The sequence below is a fragment of the Paenibacillus sp. PvP094 genome, from assembly GCF_040546835.1.
GTDB classification, from domain to species: Bacteria; Bacillota; Bacilli; order Paenibacillales; family Paenibacillaceae; genus Paenibacillus; species Paenibacillus illinoisensis.
The window spans coordinates 3,513,013-3,532,038 of record NZ_JBEPOM010000001.1 but is presented as its reverse complement, the minus strand read 5'-3'; the positions used below and the strand labels follow the sequence as shown (position 1 = coordinate 3,532,038).

General features: G+C 48.1%; 15 protein-coding genes. 2 read left to right on the top strand and 13 right to left on the bottom strand.

Going from position 1 to position 19,026, the window contains the following annotated elements:
- The first annotated feature begins 120 nt into the window (after positions 1–120).
- The gene (locus ABIC22_RS16270; RefSeq protein WP_354482172.1) at positions 121–1,392 is read left to right on the top strand and encodes a hypothetical protein; all 1,272 of its coding nucleotides are present in this window, start codon (positions 121–123) and stop codon (positions 1,390–1,392) included.
- An 80-nt stretch (positions 1,393–1,472) separates the two neighbouring features.
- Here the strand turns inward: ABIC22_RS16270 and msrA are convergent, their stop codons facing one another.
- The 6 genes from msrA to ABIC22_RS16240 form a co-directional block, all read right to left on the bottom strand.
- Positions 1,473–1,988: a peptide-methionine (S)-S-oxide reductase MsrA gene (msrA, locus tag ABIC22_RS16265; RefSeq protein ID WP_127538686.1), complete on the bottom strand. Its 516-nt coding sequence runs from the start codon at positions 1,986–1,988 to the stop codon at positions 1,473–1,475.
- A gap of 204 nt (positions 1,989–2,192) precedes the next feature.
- Positions 2,193–2,450: a GlsB/YeaQ/YmgE family stress response membrane protein gene (locus ABIC22_RS16260; RefSeq protein ID WP_127538685.1), complete on the bottom strand. Its 258-nt coding sequence runs from the start codon at positions 2,448–2,450 to the stop codon at positions 2,193–2,195.
- Between the two features lie 284 nt (positions 2,451–2,734).
- Positions 2,735–4,039, bottom strand: a complete 1,305-nt coding sequence (locus tag ABIC22_RS16255; RefSeq protein WP_354482168.1) for an AAA family ATPase — start codon at positions 4,037–4,039, stop codon at positions 2,735–2,737.
- Entirely contained in the window at positions 4,039–5,502 is a 1,464-nt protein-coding gene (locus ABIC22_RS16250; RefSeq protein WP_354482165.1) for an RtcB family protein, read from the bottom strand. The genes ABIC22_RS16255 and ABIC22_RS16250 overlap by 1 nt, the downstream gene beginning before the upstream one ends.
- Positions 5,503–6,053: 551 nt before the next feature.
- A complete protein-coding gene (locus tag ABIC22_RS16245; RefSeq protein WP_127538683.1) occupies positions 6,054–6,872 on the bottom strand; it encodes a TerC family protein in 819 nt (272 codons plus the stop codon).
- A gap of 294 nt (positions 6,873–7,166) precedes the next feature.
- The gene (locus tag ABIC22_RS16240; RefSeq protein WP_164764269.1) at positions 7,167–7,481 is read right to left on the bottom strand and encodes a DUF3817 domain-containing protein; all 315 of its coding nucleotides are present in this window, start codon (positions 7,479–7,481) and stop codon (positions 7,167–7,169) included.
- Positions 7,482–7,642: 161 nt separating this feature from the next.
- Here ABIC22_RS16240 and ABIC22_RS16235 point away from each other — a divergent pair, with 161 nt between their 5' ends.
- Complete coding sequence (locus ABIC22_RS16235) at positions 7,643–8,737, top strand: glycosyltransferase family 4 protein (protein ID WP_354482160.1); 1,095 nt, start codon at positions 7,643–7,645, stop codon at positions 8,735–8,737.
- Positions 8,738–8,791: 54 nt separating this feature from the next.
- Here the strand turns inward: ABIC22_RS16235 and ABIC22_RS16230 are convergent, their stop codons facing one another.
- The 7 genes from ABIC22_RS16230 to ABIC22_RS16200 all read right to left on the bottom strand — a co-directional run bounded on the left by ABIC22_RS16230 (position 8,792) and on the right by ABIC22_RS16200 (position 18,985).
- Positions 8,792–9,154, bottom strand: coding sequence for a DNA-binding protein (locus ABIC22_RS16230; protein ID WP_127538680.1), 363 nt, complete (start codon positions 9,152–9,154; stop codon positions 8,792–8,794).
- A 57-nt stretch (positions 9,155–9,211) separates the two neighbouring features.
- Entirely contained in the window at positions 9,212–10,177 is a 966-nt protein-coding gene (locus ABIC22_RS16225; protein ID WP_127538679.1) for a helix-turn-helix transcriptional regulator, read from the bottom strand.
- A gap of 271 nt (positions 10,178–10,448) precedes the next feature.
- Positions 10,449–10,967 carry a hypothetical protein gene (locus ABIC22_RS16220; RefSeq protein ID WP_127538678.1) on the bottom strand — a complete coding sequence of 173 codons (519 nt, stop codon included), beginning with the start codon at positions 10,965–10,967 and terminating at the stop codon, positions 10,449–10,451.
- Positions 10,968–11,142: 175 nt separating this feature from the next.
- A complete protein-coding gene (locus tag ABIC22_RS16215) occupies positions 11,143–11,778 on the bottom strand; it encodes a 50S ribosomal protein L25 (protein ID WP_095289564.1) in 636 nt (211 codons plus the stop codon).
- Between the two features lie 285 nt (positions 11,779–12,063).
- Complete coding sequence (pulA, locus tag ABIC22_RS16210; RefSeq protein WP_354482154.1) at positions 12,064–14,940, bottom strand: type I pullulanase; 2,877 nt, start codon at positions 14,938–14,940, stop codon at positions 12,064–12,066.
- Between the two features lie 292 nt (positions 14,941–15,232).
- Positions 15,233–17,302, bottom strand: coding sequence for a type I pullulanase (pulA, locus tag ABIC22_RS16205; RefSeq protein WP_354482152.1), 2,070 nt, complete (start codon positions 17,300–17,302; stop codon positions 15,233–15,235).
- Positions 17,303–17,473: 171 nt separating this feature from the next.
- Positions 17,474–18,985, bottom strand: coding sequence for an extracellular solute-binding protein (locus tag ABIC22_RS16200; RefSeq protein WP_154896099.1), 1,512 nt, complete (start codon positions 18,983–18,985; stop codon positions 17,474–17,476).
- Positions 18,986–19,026 lie beyond the last annotated feature (41 nt).

The following is a 19,026-nucleotide window of genomic DNA, read 5'->3' as shown; positions in this document are numbered from 1 at the left end:
TAGATAATAGGATACATCACGAATAAAAGGTTACAGTCTCTCAGGTTGAATTCCAACTGGCTTAAATGGTAGAATTCAACAATCGGTTCTATTTTGAACCGAAGAAAGGTGGTTTATAACTTGCTTACATTAAACAAACGCAATACCAAAACATGGGCAGCTCTGCTACTCAGCGGCGTGCTCCTCTTCAGTATGAATACAACGGGTTATGCTGCAGTACAGAGTGAGCCGCTTCCCAAACCTGCTTGGACTTCGCCTTCACTGATGCAATCCCAAGTCAACACGGAGAAAGACGTTCTGGTTAAGGAGATCAACGCTGTCCCTGCCAAAAACCTGGTATACGTACATTCCTCCCAGCCTGTGACCAAAACAAGTAGTGCCACAACGCTGGCCTGGCAGTTGGATACACTTCAGGCCCTGGATGCGACAACCGGCAAAGTGAAATGGAATTATATTTTTCATGAGAAAAGCGGGCCGTATACGACCTACTCCGATTCATTATACACCAGTTACGGCACAGCCTATGTATATATGGAATATTCGGATGGAACCAAGAAAGTATACTCATTTAACACATCCGGTAAAACGAATTGGGTCAGAACGGTAAATGCTCCTTCCCATCTGTATCTTCTTGATGACGAAACCTTGCTAGTCGCTTCCAGTCAAGGTGCACAGTCCAACGGTTCGGTTCGAACCGCTATCTCGCTTTATGACAAGAAGGGCAAGCTGATTACCGAAAAAACGATTACTGGTGCTGTGCTCCAGGCAGGCAGTGACCGCATTGTGGTAGATGCGAGCAAACGAATCAAAGTCGGCAGTTACTGGCAGCCTGCAGCGAATCCCAAAGTGGAGATCTATGATCGTTCGCTCACTCGCCTGTCCTTCTATCAATTCCCGAGCAATGCAAACACGCAGGGAGACGGCGGTGGTGAGTCACTTGCCATACTGAACGATGGCTCCGTCATCATGCGTGCCAACTTTGAGAACACGGGCAACAAACTCATGGGCTTCGGAGAAGATGGCAAGCTCGCTTGGGGACGCAGCATTCCAGGTAATGCCTTCATTCAGACAGCAGGCGACGGATATACCCTGTTTACAGGTTCCAAGCTGGAGCTGTACAACATGAAAGGCAAAGTAACCGAGCGCACGTTCAAAGATCAACAGCCTGTGCTGATGCAAGTGAAGCGGACACAGGGTGGACAGTATCAACTTGATTTTGCCAAAACAGGTTATATTGTGGACCCCAAAACCCTGGAAGACGTGCATGTGTACACAGCCAGTGCTTCGGTTCCTTCTATTATAAGTCCTTCAACGTATGTCAATGGTGTCCTCTACACCATTCAGGATGATACACTATCCAAACATGTGCTTAAGTCCATGTCCACAAAATAATTCATCAGCCATGATTAAAAAAAGCCGGGTAGACTCCAAAAGGAGCCTGCCCGGCTTTTGTTATACGATCTTCCATTGTCTTACTTCCAATTTGCTTCAATAAATTCATCCCGTCCAGATTGTGCACGGTCTTCCTTGTAATGCTTTTCATTTTTCTTGTGGTAATCCTGATGGTAGTCCTCAGCCGGGTAGAACACAACCGCATCCCGGATTTCTGTCACAATGGGCTGGTTAAATCGTCCACTTGCGGCCAGTTCCTGCTTGGACTGCTCCGCCAGTTCGCGCTGTCGCTCATTGTGTACAAAAATCGCTGTACGATACTGGGTTCCGCGATCCTGGAACTGACCCCCATCATCGGTTGGGTCAATCTGCGGCCAGTAAAGCTCCAGCAGCCGTTCATAGGGAAACAGTTCCGGATCGAATGTGATTTCAACCACCTCAACGTGTCCGGTTTCCCCTGTTTTGACCTGCTCATATGTGGGATGTTCAACGTGACCGCCTGTATACCCGGATACAATCCCGTGAATGCCTGGCTGTTCTTCAAATGGTGTAACCATACACCAGAAACATCCTCCGGCAAATGTCGCCTTCTCCATTGTCTCTCTCTCCTTCGTGCACTCATCTATTATTAGGAAACCTTGCTAGTCACCCAAACCAAGGTTTCGTTATGAACCGCTGCCTATATATCTTAAAACAAAAAGAGGTTGATGGAAAGCCATCCATATGGCTTCTCATCAACCTCTTCATTATAAACGGGAAACATCATTTATTTCCCATGGACTCGTAGTGCAATAACGTCGTTACCCTCGACTACGACCCATTGAACGGAAGATCAAGCTTACGATTGCTACAAGTACGATGGCACCAATTAATGCCGGTACGATGTAGAATCCGCCCATTTCAGGACCCATCTCTCCGAAGATCACGCCGCCTAACCAACCACCGATGAAACCAGCGATAACGTTACCGATAACACCACCTGGGATGTCACGACCAACGATCAGACCTGCCAACCATCCAATAATACCACCGATAATTAATGACCATAACCAACCCATACTACTCACCTCAATTAAAAGTTTTTGTTGTTGTCTGTCTACTATTAACCGCTACAGAAGCATTTAAACAACTGAATTAAAAATTGTTGTATATTACCTTTTATTCATATGCTTCATATCCGCACGACAAGCCCATCTCAGCAAGGAAACAACTCATTTTCGCTTTCCGTTCAACCTTCAATAGCTTCAACGGCTTAATTGTACCTCCCGAAGGTCATTGTATGTGGGAGCAGACAACCGTAGTATATCCAATTGAGATGTATAATATTTGGTGGTGTATGGTATTAATAAAAACCGGCTCGTCCTTTTCCAGGCTGAGTCAGCCAGTTATGCTTATGACTCTTGTCCAGCTCTCCCCGCATGGACTGAATAACTTGTACAATGTCCGTCTGGCCATTCTGATGCCATTCAAGTGCAGCACTGACATATAACTCACCGAGCTGTGCAAGGGAGAATGTATCGGTGAGCCGAGCCGCTTCCTGCGTTCCTTCTTCGCCGGCAAAGACCGGAAATCCCCGCTGCTGCAAGTATTGCAGCCGCAATGCTTCATCCGGCAGCGGAATTTCATACGCCCGGTCGAACCGACCGGCACGGTTCATGAGACCAGGATCAATTTTCTCCGGATAATTCGTTGTACCGATCAGAAAAATACCTTCTTTGGATGTTGCTCCATCCAGTGTATTGAGGAAGAAGGAGCGCACTTCGTCCGGCATCGAATCAATATCTTCAATGATCAGCACCATAGGAGCCAGGCGTTTGGCTGCCTCGAATACTTCCCGAACGGACTCACTGTTGGTATACTCGGTAATTTGCCAGTATGCAGCTGGACCCGGAATGCTTCCCGCAATGGATTTGACCAAGGTTGTTTTCCCGTTGCCCGGATGACCATACAGTAGAATCCCCCGTTTATAGGGAATATCATATTCCCGGTAAAAGGAGCGATCCGCTTCGAAGAACTGATCCAGTGAGCGGAAAATATCCTGCTTAATTTGGGGCGAAAGAACCACATCGTCTCTTCCCACCGAGCGGGTGATGGATTCGACATGGCGTTCACTGCCATTGCGGGCATCGGTATACACCGTAACCTTTTTCATATTTTGCTGACGCTCCCGTTCACGCACACTGCCCAGAAACTGCTTGAGTTCTTCCTCACCTACCGCGAATACAAAGTCCTCATTGTAAATGCCATTATCCCGGAAAAAGGGAATACGGACGAGTGCAACCCCCCATTTGGGATATGCAAACACGTTGTTCCGAATGGAATAATGCACACCATATGTAGGCACATCACCATCATCTTCATAATGCAGGGTACGGAGCTCCAGATCCTCGAATATACGGGCAACCAGCTCCACTTCGTTACTATCGCTCAACAAATCCTCCTTCAGCAGCTCCCAGTATTCGTTATTCGGATCATCACTGGCAAACAGCTCATAACGAACCCCGTACTTGCTGCTTAGTGCTTCAATAATGCCCCGGATCAGACGTGCATATGTCGCATAGCCCTGGATTCGGATCTGGTCGTCCTGTGTTTGGTCATAAGCATAGATCGCTTGGGTGTGATTTACTTTTTCATTTGGTAGTATCATTACTTGGCTCCTTTCACAGCTGCAAGCGGTTTGCATTTGGCTACAACCTGAGCCAGGCCTGCACCGGTAACACTATCAATAATTTCATCGACATTTTTATATGCCTGTGGCGATTCATCTATAATCGATTCGAGTGATCGCTGATTCACCACAATTTCATCTTCTGTACCCACGCCAAGTGATGCTGCAAAATCTTCTACCGTAACCAGACGCTTGGTTGCGGTACGTGAACGAATGCGCCCTGCACCGTGACAGATCGAATAATAGTTATCTTCGCCCTGCGGCTGACCTACCATGATATACGAAGCTGTCCCCATCGATCCTGGAATAAGCGCAGGATGGCCTGTAGCCATATAAGGTTTCGGATTATCCGGGTGCCCGGCAGGCAGCGCACGCGTTGCCCCTTTGCGATGAACGAATACGCTGCCTTCTTTCGCATGAGATTCCTCCCAGGCATAGTTGTGCATCAGATCATACAATGTACGGAATTCACATTTGGGTCCGAATACTTCCCGGAATGCCTCCCGAATAGCGAAAGCGATCAGATGACGGTTAACCACAGCATAATTCAAAGCGGAATACATCATGTTGACGTAATGACGGCCTTCGGCGTGTTCCAACGGAGCAAAAACCAGTCTCGGATCCGATGTACCAAGCCCGTTTCGCTGCATCACTTTGGCAATGGCAGACGAGCTGGTCTGGCTCACATGTCCGCCCCAGGCACGGGAACCTGAATGAATCATGACGACAATTTGACCATCAACCAATCCCCAGGCTTCCGCGATCTCACGATTTTCCTCTGCGATTTCAATAGACTGGATTTCGGCGAAATGATTGCCCCCGCCCAAGGTGCCCAGCTGACGGTGTGCACGGTGCCATGTCATATCCGGAACAAGATTGAGCACTTCCTCATCGTAGGCAAATTTGCTGCTTTCCACATGGGTAATGGATGTCGACTTCTTCGGCGTGTAACTGTCCGGAATATATTTTTTCGGCAAGCCGTGCAAGCCTTTGCGAACAATGTGTTCGAGCCTTATATCCGAGAAATGCCCACGCTGACTAGCCTCCATAGGCAATACCTTTTCAATGGCCTTGACCAGCTTGCGGCGCAATTTTACATCTTTCAGATCATCCTTGTGCAGATTGGTCATATGCACCCGCATCCCGCAGCCGATATCACTACCAACGATGGATGGAGAAACGTAACCCGTCTTTGCGTCCCATACGGCCGTAGTGCCGATGCAGGTTCCCACACCTACATGAACATCCGGGGTATAACTCATATAGGAAATGCCAGGAATTTGCAGATTGTTGTTAGCCATTTCAAACACTTTATAGTCCAAAGAGGAAAACAATTGCTGTGCGGCATATACCGTCAAGTCTCCTGCTGGCAATTTCACTTCATGCCGATATCCGCCAGGAAATTCGTTTTGACTTGTAAATAAATTAGGTTCTGTATTCATAAATGGTGATTTTTCCTTCCTGTTTTTCATCTTTTAGTTGTTTTTCAAAATAAGGAATGTTTGTATCGCATGGTTCATGTCCGCTTCAGTCGATACAACAAAAAAAAGAAGCCATGGACGCATCGCCCATGACTTCTTCATGACAATAACAGAGAACAGGACGGCATGAAAAATGCAATACCTCTGTTCTCCATCGCTATATAAGCCGAGATTGACATATCTATGCCTGCATAATGAACAGTGAAAAGATATGCCGATTCTCCTATGTCGCCCGTAAGAGGCCAAAGAGACGATGAGCTGAATATGCAGTTGTATCTATGTGACTTGGTGTCTGTGTTAATCGAACATCATAACCAACCATCATGTCTTTCGGCCTCCCTTCGTAAATGATAAGTCTTATATTAATAGGACTCGTTTCGATATGTCAACCCTTTTCTTGGAAAATAAACCGTTTGGCATGGATATGCATATACTAAAAAAATCAGGGGTCTGTATCCATACAGCCCCTGATTTTTACGACAACATATGTTGTTTGTGTTAAGCTTACACGCTTAGTTTCCTGCTTGTTTTTCCAACTCTTCAACCGGATTTTCATCCTCTTTGGCTGGTACTTTGGAAGACAGGAACCACCCGCATACCGCAATGGTAATCAATACGATATAGAATCCAAATTTCCAAATTTTATTTTCCGGGAAATGTTCATCCAGAACACCGAGCGAAGGATGGGCCAGCGTAATGACTGCCAGCTTAACCCCTACCCAACCAACGATAACGAAGGCTGCCACTTCAAGTCCCGGACGGGAATGAAGCAATTTAACAAAGAAGGAAGCTGCAAAACGCATTATGACGAGGCCAATAAATCCTCCCAGGAAGATGACGATAAATTGTCCACCGTCCAACCCGCCAATTGGAGGCAATCCACTTGGTGGCAACGCCACAGCCAGTGCTACGGCAGCAAGAATGGAGTCCACCGCAAAAGCGATATCCGCTACCTCAACCTTGAAAACCGTCATCCAGAAACCGGATTGTTTCTTGGCTTTCTTCGGTGCATCATCGGCTGCTTCATCTGTCTTGTTTCGGCTGCCCATAACTTTCTTGGCAATGTGGTTAATCGAGATGTAGAGAAGATACAGCGCTCCGATCGCCTGAACCTGCCACACATCGACGAGGAACGAGATCAGGAACAAGGAACCTAACCTGAAGATGAAGGCTCCGAGCAAACCGTAGAATAGCGCCTTTTTGCGCTTCTCATCCGGTAAATGCTTAACCATAATCGCAAGCACCAAAGCATTATCTGCTGCCAGCAATCCTTCCAGGACTACTAGGACGATTAGTACCCATCCATACTCCAATAATAATGACAAATCCAAATTTGACTCCTCCTTAGTATCCTTATGATGTACAAAAAAAGGACCTTTACCATCGCTGGTAAAGATCCTTTTTTATCCATAAAAAGAGACCTTTACCCAGCATGAAAACTTGGTAAAGGTCTCGCTAACAACAAATTGCTGCCAATAAAGCCGGGGATGTGATCCCGAATTGACGACTTTACTGTGAAAGCTACTCCCCTTTAACATCAGGAATATGCAGTTTTAGTTGGTGCATTTCTTACAGTTCAAATAACCTGTTCTCATCATATTCACAACGCTGCACAAAGTCAAGCTTTATTTAACCGTACCCTGACCCTGATCCATTTTGCGAAAAACAAAAAAGTCATAAATGAAATTGCCCAGAGGGATAAACGATATGAAAAATAAAGCGATCGGACGGCGTAAACGCCACTTTTGCGTCGTATACAGACTAACCATAAACAACATATACATCAAAAACAGAAAACCGTACAAATTACCAAACCAAGTGACCGATTGAGGCAAAATCCCTGCATTTTTCAAGGGGAATGCAACAAACAGCAATAATACATATGAAAGTCCCTGCAGCCACAGCAGTAATCGGAAGCGGCCCAGTGTTGAATGTAACATCATGTTCCTCCTGTTTCTATCCACCTAAAGAGTAATCTGCAACCTGTTCATTATATCACAAGTACCTATTTCTTCGGTACTGCCGAGGCGCCAAACGCTTCGTAAAAGCATAAGATGTGACGAAGATTCGATACGCGTATGGGACAAGGAGGAGCCGCCCAATGAAAATAGCAATGGTCGCACCGGAGAAACTACCTGTGCCTGGAAACGGTTCAGTTGAAATAAGCATTCTGGGTATCGCTCGCGAACTTGCACTGCGTCATGAAGTGACAATCATTAGCCGCGAAATGCCTGGTCTTCCAGCCAAAGAGCAGCTTGAAGGCATTACGATCCGCCGTGTTCCTTCCAGCAATCCTGATCGATATATTCAGGCGGTCATTCGGCTCTTAAAGGAGAATTCGTTTGATCTGATCCAGGTGGATAACAGGCCACGCTGCTTGGCCCGAATCAAACGAAGCCTGCCTGACACCCCTGCAATCCTGTTCCTTCACTCCCTGACCTTCGCTCAGCCTGGACCGTCAAGATTAGCGTTGTTACGACAAGCCGACTGCATCGCCGTCAACAGTTTGTCCCTCAGAGACAGATTAGGACGCAGGTTCCCTTCGGTGAAACATCTGATGAATGTTATCCCTCTGGGTGCCGATCTGACCCGCTTCGTTCCAGCGCTAAGCGGCGGAACAAACTCCACACCGTCAGAGCGTTCACAACCCTTTTCTGTGCTGTATGTCGGCAGACTGATTCCAGGCAAAGGTCTGGACATTCTGATTCGCGCAGTAGCACTTGTGCAGCAGAAGGTTGATGTACAGCTGATTATTGCAGGCAAGGGGCCGCAGGTCTATGTGCGCAAGCTGCGCCTGCTAGCCCGAAAACTCGGGATTCGTTCATCTTTTCTCGGACAGATTGCCCATGAACAGATACACCACTTGTACCGGGCCGCTGATTGCCTGGTCTGCCCGTCTCAAATGCACGAAGCCTTCGGGTTAGTTAACGTTGAAGCCATGGCTTCCGGTCTGCCTGTGATCGCTTCAGACAATGGTGGCATTCGAGAAATTATTGAGTCCGGAAGCAGCGGTTATCTGGTTTCTCCATATGACAAACCTCAGCCATTTGCTGCTTGCCTTCAGAAGCTTGCCCGGGATCCAAAGCTAGCCGAATCTCTTGGCAAGGCTGGGCGAGCAATTGCCGTGAACCAGTTTGGCTGGTCCCGAACGGCCATGCATCTCGAAGCAGCTTATACAAGACTTATCCGCCAATGAGCTAAATTGAACAGAAGTCATAACAAAGCTGCCCCCATTGCTGCGAGGGACGGGTTAAGCTTTTTCCCGTGACTGCCAGCTTGTGATCCATGACTCCATTTGGGGGATGGGGACATGTACCATTTCAATGAGCTCAACAATAATCATATCTTTCATGGTAAACCGGACCTTCGCACAGGTCTGCTGGTGAAAGACATCATAAAATCCAGAGCCTGCCCAGCAACCGTGAGGAACGAAGACTGGGTCGTTCACGATATATCCCACGGTACCTATTGGTGGAATAACCACCTTGATCGCTTGATGATCTGTACGATTATTGGGATCCTTAACCAAAAATACGGTATCATCTACATTTAATGCCTGGATACCATGATAATGCTCCATTCGATCCATGGCTGCAAATAAGTTGCTGCTCATAACATGTTCTTCTCCTTTTCCTTCATTCCAAGTTTCAAGTTAAAATAACCAATCAAATTATTCATCTCCCTCATAGTGCTTCAACCAATGAGTCAGTTGTTTGCGAATCTCTGTTCGAAATTCTCGGGGCTCAAGAACCTCCGCTTGAGGGCCAAATTGATATAACCACATCAGGAACTCACGACTGCTGTTTAGTGTGACTTCGAATAACAATCCACCATCTGGCAGATCCGTCATGCGCGGACGAACAAACATTTCTTCTTCTTTTATGTAAGGTGCCATTTTTTCAGTAAATCTCACCTTGAAATGAATATGTTCGTCCCCTCGATCAACAGACCACGTATTTTTCATATACTGCGCTATGTTGAAATCCGCTTTGTCAAAGTGGGTACCTGTCTGATTCACGTCCAGAAAACGGCTCATGCGAAACAATCGCACCTTCTGCACCAGATGGCAATACCCGACGAGATAAAAGCGCTGATCACGTGGAATAAGATAGTATGGATCAATGTCACGGACCGTAATATCATTATTGGTCAGTGTACGATACCGGGTACGTATGGTTTCCTGATTAAGAATAGCTTCAATAATCGGGATAAGCAGATTGGGGTCTTTTCCTTCCTCCCGGTATGCAGGCGTTCCCATGCGTATGATACCTGCAATGTTCTCCACGATATCACTGTTTCTTGATTTTAGCTTGGTATGGACTGACATCACTTTGTCAAAAGCCGCATCGAATTCAGCCGGCAATTGGGAAGTATCCAGGACAGACGGAAGCATGGAGAAGACCATAGCCTCCTGCTCCGTGAAATCGAGTGGATACAAGGCGAAATTCCCAATAAACCGATAACCCTTGCCGTAGCCTTCGTTCATGATAGGGGCAACCCTGTCCAAAATCCGGAGATCGCGATAGATCGTGCGCACAGTTGTATCACATTTCGCAGCCAATTCCTTGGCTGAGATTCCGGGATACGCTTGTATAGCCTGAAGTATACGCAGCAGACGAATTAATTTCTCTGTCATGTAGTTTCTCCCCTTCGATATTTTATCGGCAAGGAAAACTAGTTCCTTTAGTACATCTATAAATCTTTAGTCCCACTCATTATTTCGCAAATTCACTAATTATGTATAGTTCTATTGCACTTTTTCTCCTTTATTAATATACATTTTCTGACTATCTTGCGCAAAATATTAGATACAAGCCCTTATACCTAAGTCTCAAAGCCTATTTAGCATTTCTAATAAAACGACAAAAAAGCCCGTCTCGTGGGAAGAGACAGGGCTTTACGGATGATTAATTATGCAGCTGTACTAATTTTTTTAACACGTTCACCAAATGTTCACACAATTCCGGAATATCTCCCATTTGGTCTTCATTCACATTTCGATCAAAATACACATGACTTGAAACGTTATACCTGATGGGTTCCTCTCCGTACACAAAATGAATGTCCTGTACCAAGCGCTGATCTGGCCAGCTCACTTGTATGATGGAGCGAATTGCGGGACATAGCCTGTCTGGCTCAGGAATCTCCTGGCTAAATCGAAGCTCAAGCCGACATCCCGGCTGGCTGCCGGGTGACTCCAATATTTCGGCCGCTAGCGCTTCCAGAGAGCTTCGGAGTATAATCTCCGCTTTGACCTCAGAATGCTCCCTTAGAACGAACTGCAGCACGAACTCTCTGGACATACTCGCCATCTCCAGGATGTCTTTCCGGTTGGATATGTGAATGATCTCATCGAGATTGTCGAGATCATACAGATAGTTCTCGAAACCGACCTTGAGATTGTCGTACACAGTTGGATCAAACATGAAATTGCCTACTTTCCTAAGAACTTATACTGACCTGTTTGCAAATATGACCTTGATCCGCTTCGGATCGGTGTATCCTTGTATCTATTATAACCATCTCTACGATCGCAAAAAAAGCCCAGTCATGATGACCGGGCTTCTTCTGGGGTAGGGGAGCAGAACTCCCACGCCCCTATTATTCGTCTGCTGCCTTCTCTTCCTCTGCAGCCACAGGTTCTGCCTCATCAGCAGAAGCTGTTGGCTCTTCCTCAGCCGCTTGTGGTGGCATAACGGATGCGATAATGGAATCGGGTGACGTAATAAGTGTCAAGCCCTTATCCAGTTTAATATCTTCAGCTGTCAGGCGATCACCAATGTCCAGCCCGCTGACATCCACCTCAATGGAAGTCGGCAGGTCGGCTGGAAGTCCTTCCACTTCCAATTCGGTTTCCTGAGTCTGGAACACACCACCGGCTTTGGAGCCAGCAGCCGTACCTTGGAAATCGATCGGCACACTTACGCTGATCGGTTTATTTTTGGATATTTGCAAGAAGTCCACGTGCAGCAGACGTCCATTGCGCTCCTGCTGATCCTTAATCAGCACAGGAACGGTTTTGCCACCCTCCAGATTGAGGTTGAACATCTCGGAACGACCTGTACGAGCGACCTTGAGCATTTCTTTTTCATCCACATGTATGGAGGCCCCTTCAAACTCAGGACCATAAACGACAGCCGGAACACGTCCGCCTTGTCTTAACAGGCGCAATGCCGCACCTTTCTTTTCAGTTCGTGGAGTTGCAGTAAGTTGAGCCATTTTTCCGTTGGATTTCATGATTGAACATCCTCCTTCAAGGGATCCCTACTTTGTATTGGTGTTGGGAAGCATTCGGCTTCTCTCATAGACCAAATGGGTCTTCTTTTTCTGTGGCCAAATCTCGGGCCATATCTATATATACCCCAATGAACGGGCTTCTCAAACATTGGCTTGTACAATTCATCCCCTTTTCACATCAAAATCCAATCTCTGTGTACCAAAAAAAGACAGCCGGAAATACCCTCCGACTGCCTGCTGCTTCTAGGTTTATCTACAGCTACTATACGGATCTAACAAGAGGATTCAAGCACTGGTACGGTTATCCTCTTCATCATTCTCGCGTATAACCTGCATTTGGTCTGTACCGCTCTGCACAACAATCTGCACATTCCCGTCTTCTGGCACAATATCTACATATCGGTCTCCACAGGTATCCTTGGCCTGCCACTCATTCAGCCGAATAATCAGCCCCAGATGATGCAGGCCTGGAGCTACACGAATACGGGCCTCTGCGGCATTTCCCACCCGTTCAAGGGGTACCGCTCCATCTGCCATTCCTGTGCCCCATACCCAAACATCCCATCCCTCGTACTGTTGATCCTCCCGTTCATAACGAAGCGTAACGAGACGAGAGACGTGCTTGTGGACTTTGATTGTCGCCGTAGACTGTATGCTGCCAGCCATGGCTGTAATTTGCGCTGTCCCTGGGGATAAGGCACGAACGATTCCAGCCGTACTGACCGTTGCAATATCCGAATTCGACGAATGCCAGCGTATGCCGGTCCCTTGAAGCGGCTGCCCAAATTGATCCAGCACCAATGCACGGAAGCGACTGATTCGTGTCGTATACAGAACAGTTTCACCGACAAGCTCAATTCGTTCGGCATGGCGATGATCCACCTGCAAGAGGCTTGTAGCAAAGATATGACCACATTGAACCGTTATCGCTGCTTCACCTGTCTCTTTCGCATGAATCGTACCATCCGGATCGATCTGAATCAGCTGCGGCTCCGAAGAACGCCACAGGACTTCGCAATTCTCTACTACATTACCGAGTCGGTCACGCACAATCGCCCGCAGCCCCGCCGTCTCACCTGGGCTATACACCTGACGTGGAGCATTAATCTCAATTGTAGCCGGTTCCGTTCCACCAACATGTTCGATATCATACAGTACCATTAACGACCAGCGCTCTATAGGAGCAATGCCGCTAACCGTCCCAATCGAGTCTGTACCTGCCTGATGATCGTTAGCGACCACATGCCAGTCACCTTCCGGCAAATGTATCTGCTGCTGGTACGCTGTTGCATTATAGGCCACGATGATTCGATTCCAGGTGTCCTGATTGGCCCCATCCTGCAGCATGAATATGACAACATTACCGTCAGCACGTAGAATGCGAAGGTGATTCCGGATCTGGTCTGCGCTGATCATGCGAAAGGCAGGATGAGTACGGCGCAGATGTATTAAACCCCGGTAATAGTCAAAGACAGGTCTGAAACGGGATTTGTTCGCCCACGGAATGGCGTTAACCGCATCGCCGCTGCGGTAACTGTTGTGATCTCCCGCTTTTGATCTCAGGATCTCATCCCCTGCATGCAGAAAAGGTATCCCCTGAGAGGTTAGCAATATTCCAGAGGCTAGCAGCGAGCGGCGAACCATCTCATGGTTAAGCACATCATCAGCATCCACATACCGATAGGGATCTGCTGCCTTTACCGCCGATTCTGCACTCCCTCCCTCCACCGGTTGCCCGTCTCTCCACGCTGGAAAACCCAATTCATGTCTGAGATTCATCGTGGTTGCGATTTTGTCCCACAGGTTCAGGTTGTCATGGGCCGTGACATAATTGACGGTCTCCACAGGTGACGATGTAAAGTCATCGATAGCTCCGGAAATCCCCTTAAGTAGCTCATGCTCGAGGCCATCTGCTCCGGTTACATACCCTTTCCCGCTGCCATCACTGTCCCCTTTGATCGCACTGCGAAAATGATCATTGAATACGGCAAATCCCTGACCCCGCTGGGTACCTTTCAGGGTTTTGCGATCCAGTGGTGAATCTCCACCTGTCCACGGCTCCCCGTAAATTAGCATGGCTGGATCAATCTGCTCACGCAGCTCACGGGTCAATTCGTTCATTGTATCGGTGTCAATCAGGCCCATGAGATCGAAACGGAAACCATCCACATGATATTCCTCAGCCCAGTACAGGAGAGAGTCTATAATATATTTTCGCACCATTGGGCGCTCTGTAGCCAGTTCATTGCCTACACCCGATCCATTACTCAGTGTACCGTCTGCCCGATAGCGGTAAAAATAACCGGGTACAATCCGTTCAAATGGACCTTCGTCCACACCATACGTATGATTGTAGACCACATCAAGCACAACACGTATACCCTGGCGGTGCAGAGACTGCACCAAGGCTTTGAACTCACGAATTCGCACGGCAGGATCCCGAGGATCCGTAGCATAGGAGCCCTCCGGGACGTTATAGTGCTGTGGATCATAACCCCAATTATAGGGTGCTCTGAACGTTATGCCTTCTTCAGCGGATTCCAGTTCATTCACCGTCTGATAATCCGCCACAGGCAGAAGATGCACATGGGTAATCCCGAGTTCGGCAAGATGATCCACACCGATACGATGACCTGCCCTGTCGGTCAGTCCGGAAGCCGTGAAGGCTAGAAATTTCCCTTTATACGGAATGTCGGCATGGGGATCGGAGGAGAAATCACGCACATGCAATTCATAAATGACGGCGTCCACCGGCCGCTGAAAAACAGGCTTCACGTCCAGCTCCCAATCCGGTGGATGCGTTGTATCGAGATCAATAATGGCCGTCCGCTGCCCATTGGGCGACACAGCGCGGGCATAAGGATCTACCACTACTTCTGTGCGTTGATCATCGTGTGTAATGCGATACATGTAATAAAATCCTGCCCAATCGCCTGCCAGCTTCACGCTCCATATGCCATCTTCATCACGAGTCATGTCACTTGCCTGCCCGCCATCATGTTCCGTTACCCATCCACTTGCATTGTAGCTGCCCTCATTTTCAAAAACCAATATAGAAACCTGCTGGGCCGTTGGAGCCCACAGCTTGAATGTACTGGAAGCACGAGTATATGTTAAGCCAAGATCGTTGCCTTCGTAACGAAAAGATGTCCATTCCGGCATCGTTCCCACCGCCTTTATATCCATTGATTTCGTGTTGTCCCGATGGTACGGAGCGGGACGTCATTTGTCAACCCGGGGTTGTCTGTACTCAACATATCGGTTGAACAGAGGCTTTCATGAAGTCACTCGCTGGATATTGGTCTAACCCTTGCAGCAATCGCTTTCAAAATACAGCATATGTAAACAAGCGCCGCAGATTGACAGCATTTGTACCTGTCTGATCAAAAAAACAAAATAAAGCACCCTTCTCTCCGTAGCGGAAAAGGGTACTTTACTACAGTACGCAAAAAATTTAATTATTGGCATACATGACCATCAGGGATATCGCCGGTACACTGACCTGCCCATCGTTGATGGTACGCAGTGGTTCAAGACCTGCTTGTCCCTGCTCTACAACAATATTCCACATTCCGGAAGGAATAGGGAGGATTCGGCTTTCCTTTGCCGCGTTGTAGATCACGATAATCCGATCCCAAGAATCGCCGGCTGCCGTGCCTGATAGCTCATAGGCAAGCAGGCTTTTATCCTTTTTTAACAGGGTTACATGTTGATCAATGTCGTCCCGGGTTCTCAACCGGAAGGCTGCATGTTCAAGGCGAAGACGAATCAGTCCGCGGTAGTAATCGAATACCGGCTTGAACCGTTGTTTTTGTTCCCAACGAATCGCATTGACGGCATCACCACTCTCGTGACTGTTGGCATCGCCATATTTACTGCGCAAAAACTCATCTCCCGCCGCAAGCAGGGGAATGCCTTGGGATGTGAGCACAATGCCATTCGCAAGCAAGCAGCGCCGAACCGTTTCATTCTCCAGCACATGATTCGGATCAATCTGCATATACGGATTCGCATGCTGTACTGCCTGCTCCACACTGTCATATCCACGAATGTGTCCCTCATCATCATAGGAGATAAACCCAAGCTGTTCTTCCAGTCCTTGTGTATGCACAACCTTGTCCCACAGATTCAGATTATCGTGAACTGTTACGTAATTCACCGTCTCGGATGGACTGGCCGTAAAATCGGTAATCGCTCCCCTTACACCCGTCCAGATATCCTCTTCCTTTCCCTCCGCACCTGTCGCGAATCCTTTCTCTGCTCCATCGCTGTCCCCTTTGATCGCTCCACGATAATTATCATTGAATACGGCTAGTCCGTCTCTTTTCTGATCTCCCTTGAGGGTCATTCGCTCCCCTAGTGGGGAGTCCATTGCCGCCCATGGCTCACCGTACAATAGGATGGATGGAGATACATGTTCATGCAGTTCCGCAGCAAGTTCCCTCATGGTTGCCGTATCAATCAACCCCATCAGGTCAAACCGAAACCCGTCAATATGGTATTCCTCTGCCCAGTAACGCACCGATTCCAGGATAAACTTGCGTACCATGGGACGTTCTGTGGCTACCTCATTCCCCGTCCCGGATCCGTTGCTGTATGTGCCATCCTCATTCTGACGATAGTAATACCCCGGTACCAGCTTCTCAAACGAACTGCCTTTCGTATTAAACGTGTGGTTATACACCACATCCATAATCACTCCAATCCCTCTCTGATGAAGTGCTAACACCAAAGCCTTGAGCTCGCGGATGCGTGTACCGGGCTCATCTGCTCGTGTAGCATAAGAGCCTTCGGGAACGTTGTAATGCAGCGGATCATACCCCCAATTATAGCTGGAATCCTCGGAATCACCGTAAGCATTGTCTCCAGCCTTGGATTCATCCACGGTGGCAAAATCAAACACGGGCAGCAGGTGCACATGAGTAATCCCAAGCTCAGCCAAATGGTCAATCCCCAGTGTATTGCCTTCGGAATCGCACAGTCCAGTTTCCGTAAAAGCCAGATACTTGCCTTTGTTCACCATGCCTGATGAAGGGTGAATTGAAAAATCCCGCACATGCAGCTCGTACAATACGGCATCCACAGGACTCTTCAGCTCTGGACGAACATCCTGGCTCCATCCTTGAGGATCTGTCTCTTCCAGCCTGATAATAACTCCCATTTCACCATTCATGGTAACTGCCCTTGCATAGGGATCCACCGCTATCTCCTGTCGTCTTCCCTCGAAGGTGGCCCGGTACATATATCGATAACCATTCCATTCTCCATCCAGCTTCAACAACCAGATGCCCTGCTGCTGTCTTTCCATTAGGAATTCCTTTGGCTCGGCACGTTGTTCCCCGGTTCCTCCCTGTCCTCCTGGAAGCTCGGTAGTGGATGCCGGGTAGAGCAGCACGTCCATCTGAACGGCATCTGGTGACCAAACTTTGAATTGGCAGGATTGATCGTCGATCTTTACTCCCAGATCTTTTCCTTCGTATGTATCATTTGCAATTATTTCTTGCTTATCATGTTCTTCAATCATGATGTCTTTCCCCTCTCGGTGAGTATAAATGGATGTGAAAAGAATGCTCCTTTCTTTTATACCCTTTCTGCTGCCCAACCATAATCCTGTGAAAGAAAAAGAAGCCATGCTTCACGTTCGTTCACGTAAAACACAGCTTCCTTCGGGCACACGTATACTCTGCGCTTTGCTTTATTTCCCGTTCAGTTCGGCATAGGATGCCTCCAGTTCAGAGATCAGCTGGTCTCCCCCGGCTTTTCGCCAGTTAGCTACTTCCTGCTCCCAGCCTGCATCGTCCATTTTGCCCATAATGTATTTGGTCTGTGCATCCCAGATCATCTGATCCAGTTCCTGACCCCGCTCGGTGTAAATGGCCGACGACAGTGTCAGCGCAGGATTCGGAATGGCATACTGCTCATTCTCGCGAGCCATCTTGGTGCCTTTCATGCCTATCGGGACATCAACCAATTCAGCCACGTTGTATCCTTCAACACTTAACAAATTGTCACGGTACGGCTTCACTTCGCGTTGATAAGCATCAAAGTCCTTGAGTTCGGTTTTACCGTCCGCTGTCTTGGTGTAGTGCACATCGAGCAGTCCGCGAAGCTGCAGCGTACTCAGCTCCTCATCCATCAGCTGATCGAGGAAGGTGAGCACTTTTTTCAGTTGCTCCTCATCCGGGACGGCAGCCTTCGGGATCACCAGCATGCCATAGTTCCCCGGTTCCCCAGCGATGCGTATACCATCTGTTCCCTGGAACGGAGCTACATCGATCACCCCATCCGGAGCGTTAGGCGTCAGCCGCTGCTGGGATGACTTGCCGTTCTGGGCCACGCCGTTCAGCTTCATCCCGACCAGGCCAGAGTCCATTTTTTTATCCGCATCGGAAGGATCAAGAGCAGGGAAATCACTGTTGATCAACCCTTCACTGAACAGTCGCTTGAACAGCTTCATGGTGTCCACATATTCAGTGGTCAGGAATTCCGGAGTCAGTTTACCCGCATCATCTACCCCCCACTTGTTCACACCCCCAATACTCACGGCAATCCGGGTCAGCGGAGAAGACACGCCTTCGTTATACTTCTTGAAGAGCAGCGCACCATACGTATCTTCCTTGCCATTCCCGTCAGGATCATCCTTGCGCATGGAACGCATCACTTCATACCAGTCATCCAGCGTCTTCGGCACATCCAGCTTCAACTTGTCAAACCAATCCTTGCGGTATACAATGGCCGTTCGTCCGATATCGCGGAAGTTGGGAATGCCGTAAATTTTACCTTCGATCTTGATATTGTTAAAATAGGCCTCGGATTGGGCAGACAGATTTTTATAATCCTTCAGGTAGGGCCCCAGCTCCCAGAACAGTCCCGTTTTGGCTGCATTGAACGTGGTCGGCACGTAATTTACGCGCATAATGGTCGGCATCTCTCCGGAAGCAACCATGACGTTCACCTTGTCATCAAAAGCCGACTGCGGAATCCACTGAACATTGACATCCGTATTCGTATACTGCTCAATCTTTTGCTCCACCCCATTTTCCTTCGCGGGCACATCGCCTACCTGCATCAACGAGATGGAAATGGGAAACTTGCCTTCCCCGGCGGCTGGAGCTTTTTCTCCTCCACAACCTGCAAGCAGTCCGGCGGACATTGCACCAATGACAACAAATCCGCCTATACGGGACACCCGACCTTTTGCACTCATGAACCATCTCTCCCTTTTGTATTATCGTTATTACCAGCAAT